This is a genomic window from Halorubrum tropicale, from assembly GCF_001280455.1.
Taxonomy (GTDB): domain Archaea; phylum Halobacteriota; class Halobacteria; order Halobacteriales; family Haloferacaceae; genus Halorubrum; species Halorubrum tropicale.
The window spans coordinates 38,620-56,502 of sequence record NZ_LIST01000002.1; the positions used below are offsets into that span (position 1 = coordinate 38,620).

21 protein-coding genes are annotated in these 17,883 nt (G+C 71.7%); 11 read left to right on the forward strand and 10 right to left on the reverse strand.

The features are described from left to right. Positions 1-45: 45 nt before the first annotated feature. Positions 46-1,185, reverse strand: coding sequence for a CBS domain-containing protein (locus tag AMR74_RS05305; RefSeq protein WP_053771032.1), 1,140 nt, complete (start codon positions 1,183-1,185; stop codon positions 46-48). A 126-nt stretch (positions 1,186-1,311) separates the two neighbouring features. Here AMR74_RS05305 and AMR74_RS19015 point away from each other — a divergent pair, with 126 nt between their 5' ends. The 3 genes from AMR74_RS19015 (at position 1,312) to AMR74_RS05315 (ending at position 3,015) form a co-directional block, all read left to right on the forward strand. Next, positions 1,312-1,452 carry a hypothetical protein gene (locus tag AMR74_RS19015; RefSeq protein ID WP_167551893.1) on the forward strand — a complete coding sequence of 47 codons (141 nt, stop codon included), beginning with the start codon at positions 1,312-1,314 and terminating at the stop codon, positions 1,450-1,452. Positions 1,453-1,509: 57 nt separating this feature from the next. After that, positions 1,510-2,187, forward strand: coding sequence for an HAD family hydrolase (locus tag AMR74_RS05310; protein WP_053771033.1), 678 nt, complete (start codon positions 1,510-1,512; stop codon positions 2,185-2,187). Between the two features lie 78 nt (positions 2,188-2,265). Continuing rightward, a complete protein-coding gene (locus AMR74_RS05315; RefSeq protein WP_053771034.1) occupies positions 2,266-3,015 on the forward strand; it encodes a hypothetical protein in 750 nt (249 codons plus the stop codon). Position 3,016: 1 nt separating this feature from the next. Here the strand turns inward: AMR74_RS05315 and AMR74_RS05320 are convergent, their stop codons facing one another. Then, the gene (locus AMR74_RS05320; protein WP_139042963.1) at positions 3,017-3,517 is read right to left on the reverse strand and encodes a hypothetical protein; all 501 of its coding nucleotides are present in this window, start codon (positions 3,515-3,517) and stop codon (positions 3,017-3,019) included. A gap of 244 nt (positions 3,518-3,761) precedes the next feature. On the opposite strand from AMR74_RS05320, the gene AMR74_RS05325 reads away from it, so the two are divergent. Beyond that, complete coding sequence (locus AMR74_RS05325; protein WP_053771036.1) at positions 3,762-4,538, forward strand: aldo/keto reductase; 777 nt, start codon at positions 3,762-3,764, stop codon at positions 4,536-4,538. Between the two features lie 93 nt (positions 4,539-4,631). Further along, positions 4,632-5,525, forward strand: coding sequence for a bifunctional methylenetetrahydrofolate dehydrogenase/methenyltetrahydrofolate cyclohydrolase (locus tag AMR74_RS05330; protein WP_053771037.1), 894 nt, complete (start codon positions 4,632-4,634; stop codon positions 5,523-5,525). Positions 5,526-5,535: 10 nt separating this feature from the next. On the opposite strand, the gene AMR74_RS05335 is transcribed toward AMR74_RS05330, so the two are convergent. Further along, the gene (locus AMR74_RS05335; protein WP_053771038.1) at positions 5,536-6,984 is read right to left on the reverse strand and encodes a bifunctional metallophosphatase/5'-nucleotidase; all 1,449 of its coding nucleotides are present in this window, start codon (positions 6,982-6,984) and stop codon (positions 5,536-5,538) included. Positions 6,985-7,262: 278 nt separating this feature from the next. On the opposite strand from AMR74_RS05335, the gene rpl7ae reads away from it, so the two are divergent. From rpl7ae to ndk, 4 genes are read left to right on the forward strand one after another with little or no spacing between them, the layout of a single operon-like run. Continuing rightward, the gene (rpl7ae, locus tag AMR74_RS05340; RefSeq protein ID WP_006112392.1) at positions 7,263-7,625 is read left to right on the forward strand and encodes a 50S ribosomal protein L7Ae; all 363 of its coding nucleotides are present in this window, start codon (positions 7,263-7,265) and stop codon (positions 7,623-7,625) included. Positions 7,626-7,631: 6 nt separating this feature from the next. Next, complete coding sequence (locus AMR74_RS05345) at positions 7,632-7,856, forward strand: 30S ribosomal protein S28e (protein ID WP_004595321.1); 225 nt, start codon at positions 7,632-7,634, stop codon at positions 7,854-7,856. A gap of 3 nt (positions 7,857-7,859) precedes the next feature. Next, positions 7,860-8,054, forward strand: a complete 195-nt coding sequence (locus AMR74_RS05350) for a 50S ribosomal protein L24e (RefSeq protein WP_004595320.1) — start codon at positions 7,860-7,862, stop codon at positions 8,052-8,054. Then, entirely contained in the window at positions 8,051-8,530 is a 480-nt protein-coding gene (gene ndk / locus AMR74_RS05355; protein WP_053771039.1) for a nucleoside-diphosphate kinase, read from the forward strand. The genes AMR74_RS05350 and ndk overlap by 4 nt, the downstream gene beginning before the upstream one ends. 162 nt (positions 8,531-8,692) lie before the next feature. Here ndk and AMR74_RS05360 read toward each other — a convergent pair whose 3' ends face one another. The 3 genes from AMR74_RS05360 to AMR74_RS19780 all read right to left on the reverse strand — a co-directional run bounded on the left by AMR74_RS05360 (position 8,693) and on the right by AMR74_RS19780 (position 10,989). After that, the gene (locus tag AMR74_RS05360; RefSeq protein ID WP_053771040.1) at positions 8,693-9,937 is read right to left on the reverse strand and encodes an outer membrane protein assembly factor BamB family protein; all 1,245 of its coding nucleotides are present in this window, start codon (positions 9,935-9,937) and stop codon (positions 8,693-8,695) included. 87 nt (positions 9,938-10,024) lie between these two features. Next, complete coding sequence (locus tag AMR74_RS05365) at positions 10,025-10,768, reverse strand: carbonic anhydrase (protein WP_053771041.1); 744 nt, start codon at positions 10,766-10,768, stop codon at positions 10,025-10,027. Between the two features lie 86 nt (positions 10,769-10,854). Then, the gene (locus AMR74_RS19780; RefSeq protein WP_255409701.1) at positions 10,855-10,989 is read right to left on the reverse strand and encodes a hypothetical protein; all 135 of its coding nucleotides are present in this window, start codon (positions 10,987-10,989) and stop codon (positions 10,855-10,857) included. Between the two features lie 114 nt (positions 10,990-11,103). Here AMR74_RS19780 and phoU point away from each other — a divergent pair, with 114 nt between their 5' ends. Next, positions 11,104-11,778 (forward strand): phosphate signaling complex protein PhoU, encoded by a 675-nt coding sequence (gene phoU, locus AMR74_RS05370; RefSeq protein WP_053771042.1) that lies wholly within the window; start codon positions 11,104-11,106, stop codon positions 11,776-11,778. Between the two features lie 155 nt (positions 11,779-11,933). Continuing rightward, positions 11,934-12,278: a hypothetical protein gene (locus tag AMR74_RS05375; protein ID WP_053771043.1), complete on the forward strand. Its 345-nt coding sequence runs from the start codon at positions 11,934-11,936 to the stop codon at positions 12,276-12,278. A 54-nt stretch (positions 12,279-12,332) separates the two neighbouring features. Here AMR74_RS05375 and AMR74_RS19915 read toward each other — a convergent pair whose 3' ends face one another. The 4 genes from AMR74_RS19915 to AMR74_RS05390 all read right to left on the reverse strand — a co-directional run bounded on the left by AMR74_RS19915 (position 12,333) and on the right by AMR74_RS05390 (position 17,632). Continuing rightward, positions 12,333-12,596 carry an ATP-binding protein gene (locus AMR74_RS19915; protein WP_121599837.1) on the reverse strand — a complete coding sequence of 88 codons (264 nt, stop codon included), beginning with the start codon at positions 12,594-12,596 and terminating at the stop codon, positions 12,333-12,335. 37 nt (positions 12,597-12,633) lie between these two features. After that, entirely contained in the window at positions 12,634-13,431 is a 798-nt protein-coding gene (locus tag AMR74_RS05380; protein ID WP_053771044.1) for a zinc transporter, read from the reverse strand. A gap of 261 nt (positions 13,432-13,692) precedes the next feature. Beyond that, positions 13,693-16,155: a DUF2309 domain-containing protein gene (locus tag AMR74_RS05385; protein ID WP_053771045.1), complete on the reverse strand. Its 2,463-nt coding sequence runs from the start codon at positions 16,153-16,155 to the stop codon at positions 13,693-13,695. Next, positions 16,145-17,632: a proton-conducting transporter transmembrane domain-containing protein gene (locus AMR74_RS05390; RefSeq protein ID WP_053771046.1), complete on the reverse strand. Its 1,488-nt coding sequence runs from the start codon at positions 17,630-17,632 to the stop codon at positions 16,145-16,147. The genes AMR74_RS05385 and AMR74_RS05390 overlap by 11 nt, the downstream gene beginning before the upstream one ends. Positions 17,633-17,883 lie beyond the last annotated feature (251 nt).

Genomic DNA, 17,883 nt, shown 5'->3' on the forward strand with positions numbered 1-17,883 from the left:
GGAGAAGAAGAGGGCGGTCGGTGGACCGGACGGCGGCCTACCGGCTCACAGCTCGCCGAGCTTCCGGAGGAGCTGGCCGCGGTACTCCTCGTCGGCGTTGACGCCCTTGATCTCTAAGACGTTCCGCTCTAGCTTGTCGAGCGCGACGTGGAAGGCGTGCTCGGCGCCGTACCCCTCGCCGGAGCCGCCGACCTGCCCCTCGTTGGTGCGGAGGCGGATCTGACACTGGATCAGGGGCGTGCCGCGGAGCTTCTCCTTGTGCGCGTGGAGCCGGACGTGCGCGTGGATGACCTGCATCTCCGCGTACTTGTCCGCGACCTGCTCGATGGACTCGACGATGTGTTCGCGGGAGGTCCCCTCCAGCAGGTCGACGTTCGTGATCTGGACGTCCATCGAGTCCTGCTCGGTGAACGTGAGCGCGCGCAGCACGTCGGTCTTCGTCACCATCCCGGCGACGGTGTCGGCGCCCTCGGGGGTGACGACCAGCCCGGAGACGTCGTTGTCGAACATGCGCTGGACGACCGTCTGCGCGGTCTCGTCGTTCGCCGCCGTGACGACGGGGTTCGACATGATGTCGTAGACCGGGATGTCGAGCATCCGGTCGATGTCGCCGGCGCGGTCGCCGCTGCCCTGCCGCTCCTGGTCGCGGACGACGAACTCCACGATGTCGTTCGTGGTGACGACGCCGACGAGGTCACCCTCGTCGTCGAGGACCGGGAGCCGGGAGACGCCGTTCTCTCGGAGGCGGTTGATCGCGCGGCCGACGCTCTCCGTCTCGCCGATGCCGATCACGTCCTCGGTGGCGATCTGGGCGACGGTGATCGCGTCGAGGCTGTCGATGACGGCCTCGAGGATCTGGTCGACGGTGACGATCCCGTAGAGCTTCTCCCCTTCGTAGACGGGCGCGATCTTCACGTCGCCCTCGACGAGGAGCCGAGCGGTCTCGCGTACGTCCTCGTGTCGGTCGACGGAGGGCGCGGGCTTCATCACCGCCGACACCTTCGTGTCGTCCTCCATGCGCGACCGCACCAGCTGTTTCTCGCCGACGACGCCAGCGTACTCGCCGTCCTCGACGACGACGATCCCCTTGGGGTTCTCTCGCTCGAAGATAGAACGGACCTTGGCGAGCCGCTCGTCGACGTCGACCTCCACGTATTCCGCGACCGCGATATCAGAGATGTTCATAGTCCACTCCGAGGGTTCGACGGGCCGGGTATTGAAAGTGCGGGAGTCGTCGCGCACGCCGACACGTCTCGCCCGTTCGCCGGAATCCGCCTGAAGGTATTTGCGTGTCGCCGACCAAGTCGTCGCGTGAAAATCTCGACCGCCCTGATCGCCGCCGGCGTCGCGCTGATCGTGATCCCGCTGCCGGTTCCGATCCCCTTCGTCGGCGTGATCGCCGGCGCGCTCGCGGTGCTGGGCGGGCTCTTCCTCCGCCTCTTCGGCGTGTGAGGCGCCGTCCACCCGGCGTGTGAAAGCTTTTTGCCCGTTACCCCCGCACGGGGATGCGTGTACGACGCCGTCGTCCTCGACAACGACGGGGTGTTGGTCGGACGGACGCCGTTCGACACGCTCCGCGAGGCCGCGTGGGACGCGTTCGTGAGCCTCGGCGTCGAGGATCCCGACCTCTCGCACGTCGACGACGTGGCCGTCGGCGTCGACCCCGCGACCCTGACCGACATCTGCGAGCGGTACGGGGTCGACCCGACGGAGTTCTGGCGGGTCAGGGACGAGACCGCCGCCGCGGCGCAGATCGACGCGGCCCGGAAGGGGCAGAAGACGCCGTACGACGACGTGGACGCGCTCCGCGCGCTCGACGCCTCGCTCGGCGTCGTCTCCTCGAACCAGCAGGAGACCGTCGACGCCCTCCTCGACCACTTCGGGCTGGCGGGCCACTTCGAAGTCGCGTACGGCCGCGAGCCCTCGGTGGCCAGCCTCTCGCGCAAGAAGCCCTCTCCCTACTACCTCGAACGCGCCCTCGAGGACATGGGCGCCGAGACGGCGCTGTTCGTCGGCGACAACGAGTCCGACGTGCGCGCGGCCGACAACGCGGGGATCGACTCCGCGTTCCTCCGCCGCCCGCACCGCCGGTCGACGGAGCTCGCCTGCCACCCGACCTACGAGATAGACGACCTCCACGACCTCGTCAGCATCTGCGGCCGCGCGCCGACCGACGGTCCGGCCTGACCGCCGGCCCTCGCGGACGACGCCGACCGACCGGGGCCCGACCGCAATCCTGAACTACGCGCCCGACGAGTCAGAGCCGTGTCCGCGCCCTCCGCACGCGTCGGGTCGCGCCGACGCACCGACCGAGACGCACTCGACGACGCGACCGCCCGCTACCGCCGCGCCGAGCGCGCGGTCAGTTGGACGCTCGCGCTGCTCGCCGCCGGCGCCGTCCTCGCGGCCGTCACCGCGCTCTCTCTCTGGCCCGGGGTGGCGGTCGCCGGCCTCCTCTTGCTCGCGCTCCGCGCGCCCGCGTTCCGGCGGCGCGGCACCGCGCGGCTCCGGACGGACGCCCCGCCCGCGACGGTCGTGCGCGAGTTCGCGTCCGGGAAACCGCCGATCCTCGCGTTCCAGTGGGCCGTCGCCGACGAGGTGCGCGAGGTCGACGACGGCCCGACCGACTCCGCCGACGGAGACGCGTCCGGAACGGCCGCGACGTACGAGTTCTCGTACCTCTTGGGGCTCAAGACGGTCGAGCTCGACCTCTCCGTCGACGCGAGCGACGGGGACGCGCTCGGCGGCGCGGTCGACGCGGGCGAGTCCGAGCGCCGCCCGGTCGCGACGGTCGAAATCGAGGGGACTGCCGGCGGGAAGCCGTGGGCGTCGTACGCGGTCGCGGTCCGCGAGGCGGCCGACGGCGGGAGCGTGGTCGACGTCGAACTGCGGCCGACGCGGCGGTTCGACCTCCGCCGCCTCCCGCAGGGACGGGTCGCGGAGCGGTACTACGCCGACGTGCTCGCCGCGCAGGGATACGAGGTCGTCGAGCGGTCGGTGTCGATGACGCGGTGACTCACGCGACCGGTTCGGCCTTCGGCGCGTCGACGACGGTCCGGGAGACGCCCTCCGCGTCGGCCGCGCCGCGGACCTCGATCCCGCGCAGTCGGAAGGCCAGCGCCGCGTCGTTCCGGGCCGCTGGCGACCGGGGGCGAAGGACGGTCTCGCCCTCGTCGCCGTCGTCGCGGACGACGACCACGTCGCCGTCCCTGAACGCGACGTACTGGACATCGCGGGTCGACACCTCGACGCGGGCGTTCTGGAGCGCCGTGACGCCGGTCCCGGCGAGCGCCGTCGCGAGCGCGAACCCGGCCACCTCGATCCCCTCCCCGGACCCGGCGGCCAGCTCGATCAGGGCCCCGAGGAGGGCGATCGCGCCCGCGACGGCCGACCAGCCAACCTCGCGTCCGACGGGCGGCGCTCGGCCGCTCGCGAGGCGCCTGACGGTCGTCTCGGCCACGCGAGCGAGCCCCTTCCGAACGCGGATCTCGTCGGGGGCGACCTCGACTCGTCCCACGGTCGTCGCGAACGACCACGTCCCGGTCCGGGTCACGCGGCGCGGGGATCGATCGGCGCTCGTTCGACGGGCGGCGCGGACGGAGCGGGTCCGGCGCGGGGGCCACGCGGAGGGCGGACTGACATCGTCGCCCCGGGCTACGAGCGCCGCCCACCTAAGTGATCCCGTGGCCTCCGGCGCCGCGTCGGATTGCGGTCGCCGACGTGACGGGAGGCTTTTGTCCGCGTCGCCCGGACGCCGGCGCATGGACCTCCCGCCGGTCGGCCTCGGAACGATGGGGATCGATGACCCGGACGCGGTCGCGACCGCGCTCTCGGTCGGCTACCGCCACCTCGACACCGCTCGGATCTACGACAACGAAGCCGTCGTCGGCGACGGGCTCGCCGCGGGGCTGACCGCCGTCGACCTCGATCGCGGCGACGTGACCGTCGCGACGAAGCTGTGGATCGACGACCTCCGGGGCGAGGCGGTCGCGCCCGCGGCCCGCGAGAGCGCGGAGCGACTGGGGGTCGACGCGATCGACCTGCTGTACGTCCACCGACCGCGCGGCGACTACGATCCCGAGACGACGCTGCCGGCGCTCGACCGACTGGTCGAGGAGGGCCTCGTGCGGAACGTCGGCGTCTCGAACTTCGAGCTCGCGGACCTCGACCGCGCGGTCGAGGTCCTCGGCCGCCCGCCCGCCGCCCACCAGACCGAGCTCCACCCGCTGTTCTACCGTCCGGAGCTGCTCGACCACGCCCGCGAGCACGGCTACCCCGTCGTCGCCTACTCGCCGCTCGCCGGCGGGCGGGTGCGCGAGGTCGACGCCGTAACCGAGGTCGCGGACGCGCACGGGACGACGCCCGAGGCGGTCGCGATCGCGTGGGCCGCCGCCAAGGAACCGGTCGTGACGATCCCGAAGGCGTCGAGCGAGGCGCATCTCCGGGCGAACCTCGCCGCGGCCGACCTCGACCTCACCGACGCGGAGGTCGCCGCGATCGACGCCGTCGAGCGCGAGGAGGAGCTGTTCCCCGAATAGTCGATCCATAAATTCGGATCAGATCTGATTCAAATCGGGCTAGATACGCACGATCCCGGTTCACTTTTACCTCGGGACCGCCGACGGTCGCGTATGACCGAGATCATCGACGGCGAGTCGGTCGCGGCCGACGTGCGCGGCGCGGTCGCCGACGAGGTGACGCGGCTCTCCGACGCCGGCGTCGAGCCGGGGCTCGCCACGGTGCTGATGAGCGACGACCCGGCCAGCGAGACGTACGTCTCGATGAAACAGCGCGACTGCGAGGAGGTCGGCATCGAGAGCTTCCACGTCGAGATCGACGCCGACGCCCCCGCGAGCGAGCTGTACGAGACGATCGACGACCTCAACGACCGCGACGACGTCCACGGGATCTTGGTCCAGCTCCCGCTCCCGGACCACGTGGACAAGCGGACGGTCCTCAGACGGATCGACCCGGAGAAGGACGTGGACGGCTTCCACCCGGAGAACGTCGGCCGCCTCGTCGCGGGCGACGCCCGGTTCAAGCCCTGCACCCCCCACGGCGTCCAGAAGCTGCTCGACGCCTACGACGTGGAGACGGAGGGCGCCGACGCCGTCGTCGTCGGCCGCTCCGACATCGTCGGCAAGCCGATGGCGAACCTGCTGATCCAGAAGTCGCCGACCGGCAACGCGACGACCACGGTCTGCCACTCCCGCACCGAGGACTTGGAGGGAAAGCTGGCGGGGGCCGACATCGTCGTCGCGGCCGCCGGGCTCCCCGAGTTCGTCGACGGCTCGATGCTCAAGGAGGGCGCGACCGTGATCGACGTGGGCATAAACCGGGTCGACGCGGACACCGAGAAGGGGTACGAACTCGTCGGCGACGTTGACTACGAGTCGGCCAGCGAGGTGGCGGGGGCGATCACCCCGGTACCCGGCGGCGTGGGACCGATGACGCGCGCGATGCTCCTCTACAACACGGTGAAGGCGGCCGGGCTCCGGCGCGATGTCGACGTGAACTTACCGTAGCGCTCGCCGCTCAGTCGTCGTCGGCCGCGGCGGCGCGGTTCCGGATCTCGATCCGGCCCTCGATCTCGGGGTCGATCCCCCGCTCGCGGGCGTAGTCGGCCAGCACCTCGTACTGGATGTCCGCCTCGTCGATCCGGTGGCGCTGGGCGAGCGTCGGGTACTCGTGTTCCGAGTGGAGCAGGTACTCGGAGACGGCGACCGTGTAGCGGGCGTCGGGGTCGATCGGCTCACCGCCGACGGTGGCCTCCAAGATCAGTTCGGCGTCGTCGTCCCAGACGACCCGGGCGTTCGAGACGTGGCCGTGCCACCAGTCGTCCTCGCCGAAGTCCACGTCGGGCGCGGCCATCTCGCGGAACACGTCGCCGAGCTCCGCGCCCGTGACCGAGGCGAGCGCGACGGGCTCCTCGAACGGGATCAGACTGATCAGGTCCGCCTTCGTCACGCCGCCAGTCCACGGGTCGCCCTGGCGGAGCCCGCCGGCGTTCGACAGGCCAACGTCGGCGTCGTGGACCCAGCGGAACGCGTCCGCGACGAAGTTGCCGACGCGGCACTCCCCGCCGTGGACCACGTCGCCCGTCCGCTCGATCGGCTTCTCTACCGTGTCGACGACCTCGCCGAGGTCGGCCGCGGCCATCCGCTCCGCGAGCGCGGTTTCGAGGCCGGGCGCGGGGTCGGCCCCGTCCGGTTCGTGGAGCGTCGCGGTCGGGGGGTCGGCGTCGAGGTCGATCTCGGCCACCGTCTCCCCGTTGACGCCGGGCCGGACGAGCAGCGTGTCGTCGACGACCTCGTTCCGGCGACTGTGGACGTGGCCGCCGAGGACCGCGTCAACGTCGAGCCCGCGGGCGAGGTCGTCGTCGCCCGCGCCGAGGTGCGAGAGGACGACGACGCGATCGAGGGGGTCGGCGCCGGCGGCCGCGCCCCTCTCGCTCGCCGGCGCCCCCCGGTCCCGGCGCTCGGCGACCGCGGTCCGCATCTCCGCGAGCGCGTCGCGCGCCGCGGCGACGGGGTCGTCGAACGAGAGGTCGGCGGCCATCGGGTTCAGCGAGTCCGTCGCGGGGTCGGTGACGCCGACGAACCCCACCGTCTCGCCGTCGACCTCGCGCGTCGCCCACGGGACGACGCCCTCGGCGCGCCCGAACGGCTCGCCGTCCTCGTCGCGGACGTTCGCGGAGACGAACGTCGCCGGCGAGTCGGCGACGAGGTCGCGGAGCGGGTCGGGCCCGTAGTCGAACTCGTGGTTGCCGAACGTGTCGAGGACGGTGTCGGTCGCCTCGTAGAAGTCGAGGACCTGCCTGCCGGTCGCGACCAGCGAGAGGACGCCCGGCGCGGTCGTGTCGCCGGTGGCGACGACCGCGGCGTCGGGCCCCGAGAGCGCGCGGATCCGGCCGGCCAGGCGGGCCGCCCGCTCGGGGGCGTCGAAGACGTTCTCGATGTCGGAGTAGTGAACGAGGCGGACCATTCGATGTGGGACGGGAGGGGCGAGCGGGGCTTAAAAATCGCGGAGTCGGCCGGCGCCCGCGCGGTCGGGCCGGGGGCGGCTCGCGCGCCGTCCGTTCCCCCGCCCGCGGTTTCGCCCCGTGATCCCCGCTCGCACACGCGCAGGACATTGAAAGCGCTTTTATGGATGTCCGGACTACGACGGGGCACAGCCTCTGTGGGGTCGATGATGTGCCGTTCCGTTAGGGACCGACCACGGGACGGACACGCGAGCCTACACGGAGGATAGGTGAACAACATATGCCCGTTTACGTAGACTACGACACCCCGGCGGACCTCGCGGAGCGATCCCTCGAAGCGCTCGAGGTCGCCCGAGACACCGGCACCGTGAAGAAAGGAACCAACGAGACCACCAAGGCCGTCGAGCGCGGCAACGCCGACCTGGTCATCGTCGCGGAGGACGTCTCCCCCGAGGAGATCGTGATGCACCTCCCCGAGCTCGCCGAGGAGAAGGGGATCCCCGTCGCCTTCGTCGACACCCAGGACGAGGTCGGACAGGCCGCCGGCCTCGAGGTCGGCTCGGCCGCCGCCGCTGTCGTCGACGCCGGCGACGCCGACGACGACGTCGAGGACATCGGCGAGAAGGTCGCGGAGCTCCGATAACCTCCCATGAGCGCAGAAGAGGGCACCGGCGACTCGACGACCGCGGAGGTCATCGAGGTCGTCGGCAAGACCGGGATGCACGGCGAGGCCATGCAGGTCAAGTGCCGCATCCAGGAGGGATCGAACCAGGGCCGGATCATCACCCGGAACGTCCTGGGTCCCGTCCGTCTGGGCGACGTGCTCCAGCTGCGGGAGACCCAGCGCGACGCCGACTCCATCGGAGGCCGATAACCAATGGTCGAGACACGCACCTGCGATTACAGCGGTGAGGAGATCGAGCCCGGCACGGGCACGATGTTCGTCAAGAAGGACGGCACCGTCCTCCACTTCGTCGACTCGAAGGCGGAGAAGAACTACTTCCTCGGCCGCGAGGCGCGCGACGTCGAGTGGACCGAGGAGGGCCACCGAGCCGGAGGCGACGAGCAGTGAGCCACCACGACGAGCGCACGTTCGTGATGGTGAAGCCCGACGGCGTCCAGCGCGGCCTCATCGGCGAGATCGTCTCTCGCTTCGAGGAGCGCGGGCTCAAGCTCGTCGGCGGCAAGTTCGTTCAGCTCGACGAGGAGCTCGCGAAGGAGCACTACGGCGAGCACGAGGATAAGCCGTTCTTCGACGGCCTCGTCGAGTTCATCACCTCCGGCCCCGTCTTCGCGATGGTGTGGGAGGGCGCGGACGCGACCCGACAGGTCCGCGCGATGGTCGGCGAGACCGACCCGACCGAGTCCGCCCCGGGCACGATCCGCGGCGACTTCGGCTTAGACCTCGGCCACAACGTGATCCACGCGTCGGACCACGAGGACGAGGGCGCCAACGAGCGCGAGATCGACCTGTTCTTCGACGACGAGGAACTCGTCGACTACGACCTCGACACCTCGGCGTGGGTGTACGAGGAAGAGGACCACTGACGCCGCTCGCGGATTTCGCTTTTCGCCGCCGCCCCGCCTCCGGAGAGCCATCGCTCGCTCGACACACCGCGTTTCCGGTGAATTCTCCCGGAGAGTTCCGCTCTGTCGTCCGGTTTCTCCCGACGGACCGCACATAAACGACAGCGACGGTCCCCCGCCGGCTCAGGTGTCGACCGCGATCGCGGTCCCGTCGTCGGTGACCACGATCACTTCGTCGCCGCCGTCGCCCGTCACGTCGGCGAACAGGGGCCCGCCGTAGACGACGACATCGGCGGGGCCGCCCCGGGCGAGCACCTCGCCCTGCTGGGTCATCGCGAGCACCTCGCCGGCGCGGTTGACCACGACCGGCGCGCGCTCGCCGTTCCCGTCGACGTCGCCCATCCGCGGCTCGTTGATCCGGGTCGAGGCGCCGTACTGCTGTTTCCAGACCACTTCGCCGTCGAGGAGGTCGACGGCCCAGACGCTCCCGGAGCCGCCGACGTACACCCGACCGGGGTCGGCGTCCCCCACGGCGATCGGGCGGTCCTGGAGCTTCACCTCGTACCGGTCGGAGCCGTCGCTCGTCTCGACGGTCTCGATGTTCCCGTTCGCGCCGCCGAGCGCCAGCACCGGTCCGTCGCGACTGTCCGCCGCGTTCCAACTCAGCGGGTTCACGCTCGGCTCGGTCGTCCAGCGCGTCCCGCCGCTCGCGTCGAGCATGTGGACCGTCGCGGGGTCGCCGGCTGTCGTCAGCACCGCCAGCCCGCCCCGCTCGCCGGCCTCGGCGTCGGGCTCGGCGACGAGCGGTCGCCGGGTCACCTCGCCCGACAGCGAGGCCTCCGCGACCGCGTCGCCCTCGCCGTCGACGACGAGAACGCCCCCGTCGGCCGTGACCGCGGCCACCTCCGCGCTTCCGTCGCCGGTGAGGTCGCCGATGGCGGGGCGGATCCCCGATGGGCCGCCGAGGTCGACCGCGAACCGCCTCGCCCCGTCGGCCGCGTCGACGACGACGAGCCCGCCTGACGCCGTGGTGAGCGCGACGACCGGGTCGCCGCCGAGGGTGCCCGTCGCGAGGCCGCTGACGCCGACGGGACCGTCGCCGGAGCCGTCCCCGTCGTCGCCGCCGCCGCGCTCGGCGTCCGGCCCGGCTATCGGCACCGTCCACGGGGTCTCATCGGTCCCGACGATCGTCGCGCGGACGACCCGCGACCCGTTCTCGACCGCGGGCCGGAGGAGGAGCGGGTCGCCGTCGACGGTCGCGACCACGGCGCCGCTGCCGTCGTCGCCGGCCGCCGGTTCCGACTCCCACACGACCGTCGTCCCCGTGGTGGCGTCGTCGACGCCGACGAACGCGAACAGCGCCACGCCCACGCCGGTCGCCCCGCCGGCAAGCAGGATCAGCGTCGCGAACAGGACGCGTCGGTCCATTTGAACCCCATTCGGGCGTCGCCGTGAAACGGTTGTCGGATGCGGCCCCCCGGCCCGCGTCGCGGGGAGTACTGCCCGGATCCGGCCCTACCGTCCCAGCAGCGTCCCCACGTGGTCGGCGCGCTCCTCGCCGACGAGGTCGCGCAGCGCGGCGGGGTCGCGCTCGCCGTCGGCGTCGACGAGGTAGACGGCGCCGTCGCGGTCGCCGTACGCGCCGTGGAGGTCGTAGACGAAACCGTACACGGTCGCGTCCGCAGCCTCCTCCCGCCCGCGGGCGAACGCGACCTGCTCGTGGACGTTGTGCTCGACGAGGCGGTCGCGGAGCGAGGGGTCGGCGTCGTCGCCCCGGTACTCGCCCGCCGCGTCCCCGCCCGTCTCGTCGGTCGCCCCGCCGACGACCCGCGGATCGCTCAGCCCGTCCTCGACGATCGGCAGCAGCGCCTCGACGTCGGCGCGGACGCCCGGTTCGCTCGGGAACTCGCCTGTGCGGGCCGCCGTGAGCGCGGCGTCGACGGCGCCGCACCCGGTGTGGCCGACCACGACGAGCACCTCGGTGTGGGTGTGTCCGAGCGGATACGCCACGCTCCCGTCGAGGACCCGCTCGCCGTCGACGACGGCGCTGACGCTGTTGCCGATGGTGCCGGACGCGAAGAGGTACCCCGGTTCGTCGACGGCGAACATCCCCTCCTGCGAGACGCGCGAGTCGGAACAGCAGACGGAGACCACGCCCGGCCGCTGTTCGTCGCGGTGCCGGTCGAAGGAGTCGGGCGACAGCGCAGCGACGTGGTCGTCGTTGCGGTCGAGGAGGTCGGCGAGTATCCGGCCGTCCATACCGTCCCGACCGCCCGCGGGAACAAAAAACGCCGTGCGCGGGGCCTCGCCGAAGCGGACCGCGCTCGCCGCGCGGGCAGCCCTCCTCAGGCGACGAGTCCGACGAGGGAGACCGCGATTCCGACGACGAACACCGCGAGGAGCGCGACCGTCGCGATCACGACCGCCGGGGCGAGGGCCTCCTCGTTCTCGTCGAGGACGATGTCTTCGAGGTTCTGCATGTTCGCCCCCTCGTCGCCGCGGGGTTTGAACGCTTCGACCGAGCCGCCGGACCGCGCGGCGTCGCCTCCGCCGACGTGTTTTAGTGCGTCCGGCGTGGCGGATACGCCAACACGATGCCACGCGAAGAGTACCAGACGAAGTTAGAGGGGCTCCGCGACGACGTACTCTACATGAGCGAAGTGGTCGCCGAGCGCCTCCGCAAGGCGCTCGACGCCCTCGAACGGCAGGACGAGGAGTTAGGCGAGGAAGTGATCGCCGGCGACGCCGAGATCAACGACCGCTACCTGGAGTTGGAGGGGCGGTGTACGGACCTCATCGCGTTACAGCAGCCGGTCGCGGGCGACCTGCGGTTCATCGCCGCCTCGTTCAAGATCATCACGGACCTCGAACGGATCGCGGACCTCGCGACGAACCTCGGGGAGTACGCGAAGCGGGCGGACCGCGAGGCGTTCCCCGACGTCGACGTTCAGCGCATCGGCGACGACACGCTGGCGATGCTGGAGGAGGCGATGGACGCCTACGCGGAGTCGGACCCCGAGCGCTGTTACGCGGTCGCCGAGGCGGACGACGACCTCGACGCCGCCTGCGAGGCCGCGAGCGACCTCGTCGTCCGCGACCTCATCGAGCGCGACGAACTCCGCGAGGAGGAGGACGTGGAGGCGACGATGCGGAACGTCTCGCGGCTCCTGCTCACGATCCGCGACCTCGAACGCGTCGGCGACCACGCGGTCAACATCGCGGCCCGGTCGCTGTACATGATCGAGAGCGACGACGCACTGCTGTACTGACCGGCGCCCGGGCCCCTCCGATCTTCCGCCGCGTCGACGGTCCGGCCGCTGTCTCCGTCACCGACCCGGCACAGTCCGCGCCGCCGGCTCGGAACCTGTCACCGAGCCTGACGCTGCCCCCCTGTTATATCCGTCAGACCGGCGATGTCCGACGCATGGTTCTCGGAGCAATCGTCTCGTTCGTCGTCGCGCTGCTGGTCGGCGGCCTGGGCATCTACGTCAGCGGTCGGATCGTCGCGGGCGTCGACGACTACTCGCACGCCGTGGTCACGGCGCTGCTCGGCGCCCTCGCCTGGGCGCTCGGATCGCTGATCCCGCTGATCGGTCCGGTCGTCGCGCTGGTCGCGTGGGTGTGGGTGATCAACTGGCGGTACCCCGGCGGCTGGAGGGACGCGGCGGTCATAGGACTCGTCGCGTGGGCCGCCGCCCTGGTCGTCATCGCCGTGCTGAACGGCGTTCTCGGGCTCGGTATCAGCGCGTTCGGGGTGCCCGGCGTCTGAACCGGCTCTCCCCTTGCGAACGCCGACCCTGGTTCGGGAGGGGCGACCTGGCGTTCAGGTGACGATTTCGATGCGGGCGCCCCCCGCGGCCCCCTCGTCGATGCGTACGTCCCAGCCGTGCGCGTCGACGATGCGCTCGACGATGGCGAGGCCGAACCCGCTCCCGTCCTGTCCTCGTCGTGTGGCCCTTCTCGAAGACGCGCTCGCGCCCGCGCTGCGTCGGCCGGCCTCGATGCTCTCGCTCGCGACCCGATGAGCCGGCGCGGTCCCGGACCGAACGCCGGCCGGAACGGCCGCTCCGGGATCCGCGGAACTCAGTCGGCGGCGGCGGGCGCCGTCAGGGCCTCGGCGCGCGTCAGACCGCGGCCCACCACGCCACGACGACCGCGACGCCGCCGAGGATCGAGCTCAGGACGGCGTGGCGGCGGAGCCGGTCCCGGAGCTGGTGACCGTCGGCGTCGTGGTCCGCGGCGTCGACCGGGCACGTCTCGCTCCCGGTGGTACACTCCGGCAGCAGATCGACGGCGACGTGAAGGAACACGCCGGCGGCGATGCCGAACAGGAGCCCGCGAAGCCCGCTCTCCGGCGAAACCCCGGCGATGCCGACCGGGAGAGCCACGATGCCGACCGCTGCCGCGGGCAACAGCAGGGCGATGACCGACTGCCCCCGCTCGGCGAGGCGACGGGCCGCGGCGTACCCGGCGGGCGCCTTGTGCGAGACGAGCGCGATACCGAGAACGGAGGTGAGCGAGGGCATCGCCGCGTAGATCGCGCCGATGATCGCACCGGCCGAGAGCGCGTGAACCGTCAGTTCAGCCGTCGTTCGATCGACGGGCAGCTCCCGATGTGTGAACAGGTGTCCGACCGTGTGGCCGGCGTACCCGCCGAGGAAACCGATCGCGATGCCGAGACTGCCGAGCCGGCCGTGCTGACCGAGTGCTTGGGGGATCAAGAAGAGCGCGGCGCTGGTCACCATCGCGCCGCTGGCCAGCCCGTACCCCCAGACCGGCTCCAAGGGGTTGCTGCTCCGCACCGCACGCGCTCCGAGCGGTGCGCCGACGGCCATCGCCGCGAACGCGGTCCAAGAGACCGCCACGAGCTTCCAGTTAACACCGTCGACTATCGCTGCCACCGACAGGAGTATGAGCGCCATTAGTCCCGTCGCTCCGACGGCTCGTTCCCGGACGGCCGTCGATCGATCCGTCGCAACTCGGGAGTGATGGTCTCCGGTCACTATTGTGCGGTAATAACTAAATTACCTGAATTAATAAAACTTCGGGGCACGTGTCTAAACCGGACGCGGACCCGCACCTACGGACCGCGGAACAGCCGCGATGACGGTTTGAACGGGGTTACACGGCGGATTACACCCAGAGGTAATCGGCGACGCACCCTCGCCGAGCGGGCCGTGATCTCAGTCGTCCGCCACGGCGGGGGCCGTGCTCGGTTCCGCGTCCGCTCCGGCCTCCTCGGGAGTCGGTTCCCACGTCAGGTCACCTTCGTACTCGAAGGCGCGGTGGTCCCGCGTCGGGTCGACGACCGTCAGCGACAGCCAGCCGTTGTCCAAGAGCCCCGCCACCGACTCGTTGTCGGCCAGGATCTCGGTGACGCGGTTGACCGGCGCGTGGACGACCGTCGAGAGCCGGAGGGGCAGGTGGTACGGCTCGTCGTCGGCGGCCATGACCGACTGGAGCGGGAGGCCGGTCATCAGGTCGCCCCCGTTGCCCTGGTAGACCCCGACGTTCCCGACGGGATTGTGCGTCACCTTCGACCCGCTGCCGTACGCCGCGTTGTCGACCGTCGAGAAGTAGTACTGCGCGTTGATCCACTGGGTGACGACCATCGGTCCGGCGAGGATCGCTTCGAGCGCGTCGCCGTCCGGGTCGGTCGCCCAGTCGTACGAGTGGAGGAAGGCGCGCCCGTCGAGGTCGAGGCCGTCCGTCAGATCGCGGGGTCCGACGACGAAGCCGGCGTTGCCGGCCAGCCCCCACTCGGGGCGCGTCTCGGCCCAGTCGCCGGCGCGGCGCTCGGTCTCGCGGACGCCCGCTCCCGCGGCGGCCCCGCCGGTGCGCTCGTCGGCGGCGCGCTCGCGGGCGGCGTCGAGGTCCGCGCGCAGCCGTTCGAGCTCGGCGGCGTGCGAGTCGGGCACGTCGCGGTCGTACAGCGTCACCTCGTCGGTCGTCGTGTTGTGTTCGGCGGCGAGGAAGACGGTGTCGTCGGGCACGTCGATCCCGCGCTCGCGCAGTCCGTCCCTGACCTCGGGGTCGTTACAGATCGCGGCGAGCACGCGGGCGCTCGGCCCGCCCGGGTTGCCGGCGCAGGCGCCGCAGTCGAGGCTGGAGTCGTAGGGGTTGTTCGCCGTCTCGGCCGCGTGGCCCGTGAAGACGACCAGGCGGCCGAACGACTCCCACCCCATCAGCTCGAACGCGGTCGCGGCGTACTCGACCCGCTCGTCGCGGGACAGCCCCGTCGGAAGCCCCTCGCCGTCGGCGTCGTGTCCGTGGACGCCCGGGTCGCAGAACTCGTGGTCGCCCGGAATCGCGCCGTCGGCGCCGCCGAGCAGGTCGCGTACCCGACCGGGGACGAGCGTGCGCGCGGCGAGCGCGAGCCCGTACCCGCTCCCGGCGCCCTCGACGAAGCTGAACGCGGTGGCGGGGTTCGACCGCAGCGTCTCGACCACCTCGCCGGCGGCCTCCGCGAGGCCGCCCCAGCGGTCGCGGCTCCTGCGCGCGGCGCCGTCCGTCGGGACCTCCTCGACGCGGTGCTGCGGGTCGAGGATCGGCGGACAGGCGTCGACGGACACGTCGGCGCCGTAGCCGCTGTACTCCATCGGGACGCCGAAGAAGCCGGCGTACCCGTGCGTCTCGTAGTCGCCGGTCGCCTCGACGTGCCGGCGGATCACCTCCGAGCGCGTGTCGATACAGAAGACCAGCTGGGCGTCCGGGCGACCCGACGCGCCGCCGTCGGCGCGCGCGCCGCGCTCCTCCCCGCGGGCCTCGCTCTCGGCGGCGACGCGCTCGACGAGCCCGTCGCGGTACGTCGCCTCCCACGCGCTCAGGAACGCGCCGGCGATCTCGTCGCTCGGCTCGACCGCCGGCCCGTCGGTCTCGGGCGGCGAGAGGTCGACCTCGAGGGAGTCCGCCAGCGCGAGCCGCGCCGCGAGGTACCCCGTCAGCGTGATCGGGTACGCGGACTGCCACGCGCCGCCGTCGTCGGCGCGCCGCTTGAGCAGGCCGGTCCACCCGGGGAGCGCGGCGAACTGCGCCTCGAAGACGGCCTCCCACCGCTCGCGGGGATACGGCGCCAGCGCGGTCTCGATCGCCTCGGTCGGCGACGCCGGCAGGTCGGCGACGAGCCCGTCGTCGGGAATTTCGTCGTCGTGGCGGGCCACCGAGCGGAACGCGTCGTAGAACCCCGCCTCGCGGTTCGGCATCGACCACTCGGCCTGCCCCTCGTCGAGGAACGCCGAGAGCCACTTCGTCAGCACGCGGTCGACGCGGTCGGCGCCCGCGTCCGAGCTGTCCGCCTCGCCGGCGCCGCTCGCCCCGCCCGCGTCCTCGGCCGCCGCCAGCCGCTCCAGCACGGCCTCCGGGTCCATCTTGTATCCCCGGTCGGTCAGCTCCGCGTCGAGACGCTCCGGGTCGATCCGCCCCTCGTCGAGGGCCGCCCGGAACGTCTCCGCGCGCGGGTAGCCGCGGCCGCCGAGCAGGGTCGCCGCCCGGCTCACGGCCTCGTCGAACGGCAGGTCCTCGAAACCGGCGAGGGGGTTCGCGGTCACGAACGAGTGGACCGGCCAGACCGAGCCCACCGCGGTCGCGGCCGCGTCGATCTCCGCTTCGATGCCGTCGGCGTCGTCGGTACCGGTCTCAGTTGTCATTGTACTCCTCCGTGGCGGTCAGAACGGTGTTCGAGGCCGGTTGGCCCGCGTTCAGCAGTGCGACGTAGAGGCGCTCGCTCCGCTCGTGGACGCCGGTCTCGACCGCGACGTACGCCGCGAGGAAGGCGACGGCGACGACGGCGTGGACCGCGGTCAGCTCGGTCGGCGCGGAGACGAGCGGGAGCCCGGAGAGGACCCCCGAGACGGCCCGATACGCGAGCGCGTACACGCCGATGGCCGGGAGCGCGACGAGCGGGACCGCCGCGTAGCGGGCCGCCGTCGAGAGGGCGGTCTGCCGGACGGCGCTCCGGGCTGCGTGGAGCGTCGTGAGCGTCACGAACCCGGCGAGCAGCAGCCCGGTGTCGACGCTCGTCCCCTTCCCCGTCAGGAGCGCGAACGTCGCGCCGCCCGCGAGCCCCGTCAGCAGGACGACGACCGCGCCGACGACGCCCGTACCGCCGGCGTCGTGGCCGGTCGCTCCCGGGGCCGCGCGCTCGACCTCGTCGCCCGCGCTCAGGAAGTGGTACGCCTTGTAGAAGCCGTGGAGGATGAGGTGCGTGACGGCGGCGCCGAAGAAGCCGAGCCCGGCCTGGACGATCATGAAGCCCATCTGCCCGACCGTCGAGCAGCCCAGTTCGCCCTTCACGTCGGAGCGAACGGTCTTGAGCAGCTTCCCGCCGAGGGCGCTCGCGGCGCCGACGACCACGATAGTGAGCATCAGCCCGGTCTCGACGGTCACGACGGGCGCGAAGCGGAGCAGCAGGATCCCGCCCGCGTTGACGAACCCGGCGTGCATCAGCGCCGAGGCGGGCGTGGGGGCGGTCATCGAGGAGAGCAGCCAGCCGTGGAACGGGATCAGCGCCGACTGGATCATCGCCGCGAGGACGAGCGCGGCGCCGGCGACGAGCCACGCGGGCCCGCCGAGGGCGTCGGCGCTCGCGGCGACGCCGGATATGGTCGTCTCGCCCGTCGTCCGCCACAGCGCCGTCAGCGCGACGCCGAGCAGCGCGCTGCTGGCGAGGAAGTGACGCCGGGCGACGCTCGCGGCGGCGCGGGCCTGCGGCCAGCCGTCGACCGTGCCGACGAGCCGGGCCATCAGGAGCCCCATCGCCAGCCAGCAGGTCCAGAACAGCGCGACGTGGTCGGCCGCGACGAGCGCCATCACGGCGAGCGTGAACCCGAAGACGCCGAGGAAGAAGTCGGTCTCGTGGGCGCTCCCGGCCATGTAGCGGCGCGAGTAGCTGTGGACGATCCCGCTGAAGAACGTGACCACCACCCACATCAGGACGGTCAGCCCGTCGACGGCGACCGCGCCGGGGACCTCCCACGGTCCGCCGAGTCGGAGTCGGGCGACGAGGACGGCGACGCTCGCGGCGAACAGCGTCCACGCGAGCCGTGTTAGTGCGACGGGAACGGGCGACGCGTTCGCCGTCTCCCGGAGCGCTCCGACCGTCCGTTTCGAGGTGCGTCCTGACATCGTTCGAGCCGTCACGCGACCGCCGCCGGAGTCCGGACCGCGTCCGAATCCGAATTCGGTCGCATCTACCTGCTTCAGAGAACGTAACGTCTATTAAAATTGTCTGTATTCACAATTCGTTCGCAGATCCCAAATTAAAGAACATTATGTTTATTGACTCGCGACCGCACAACGGACGAGCCCGGCCTTCGGCCGCGCTCGACTTTCGCCCGCCCGGCGTCGCCACTCAGGAAACCATAACGTCCCCCGGT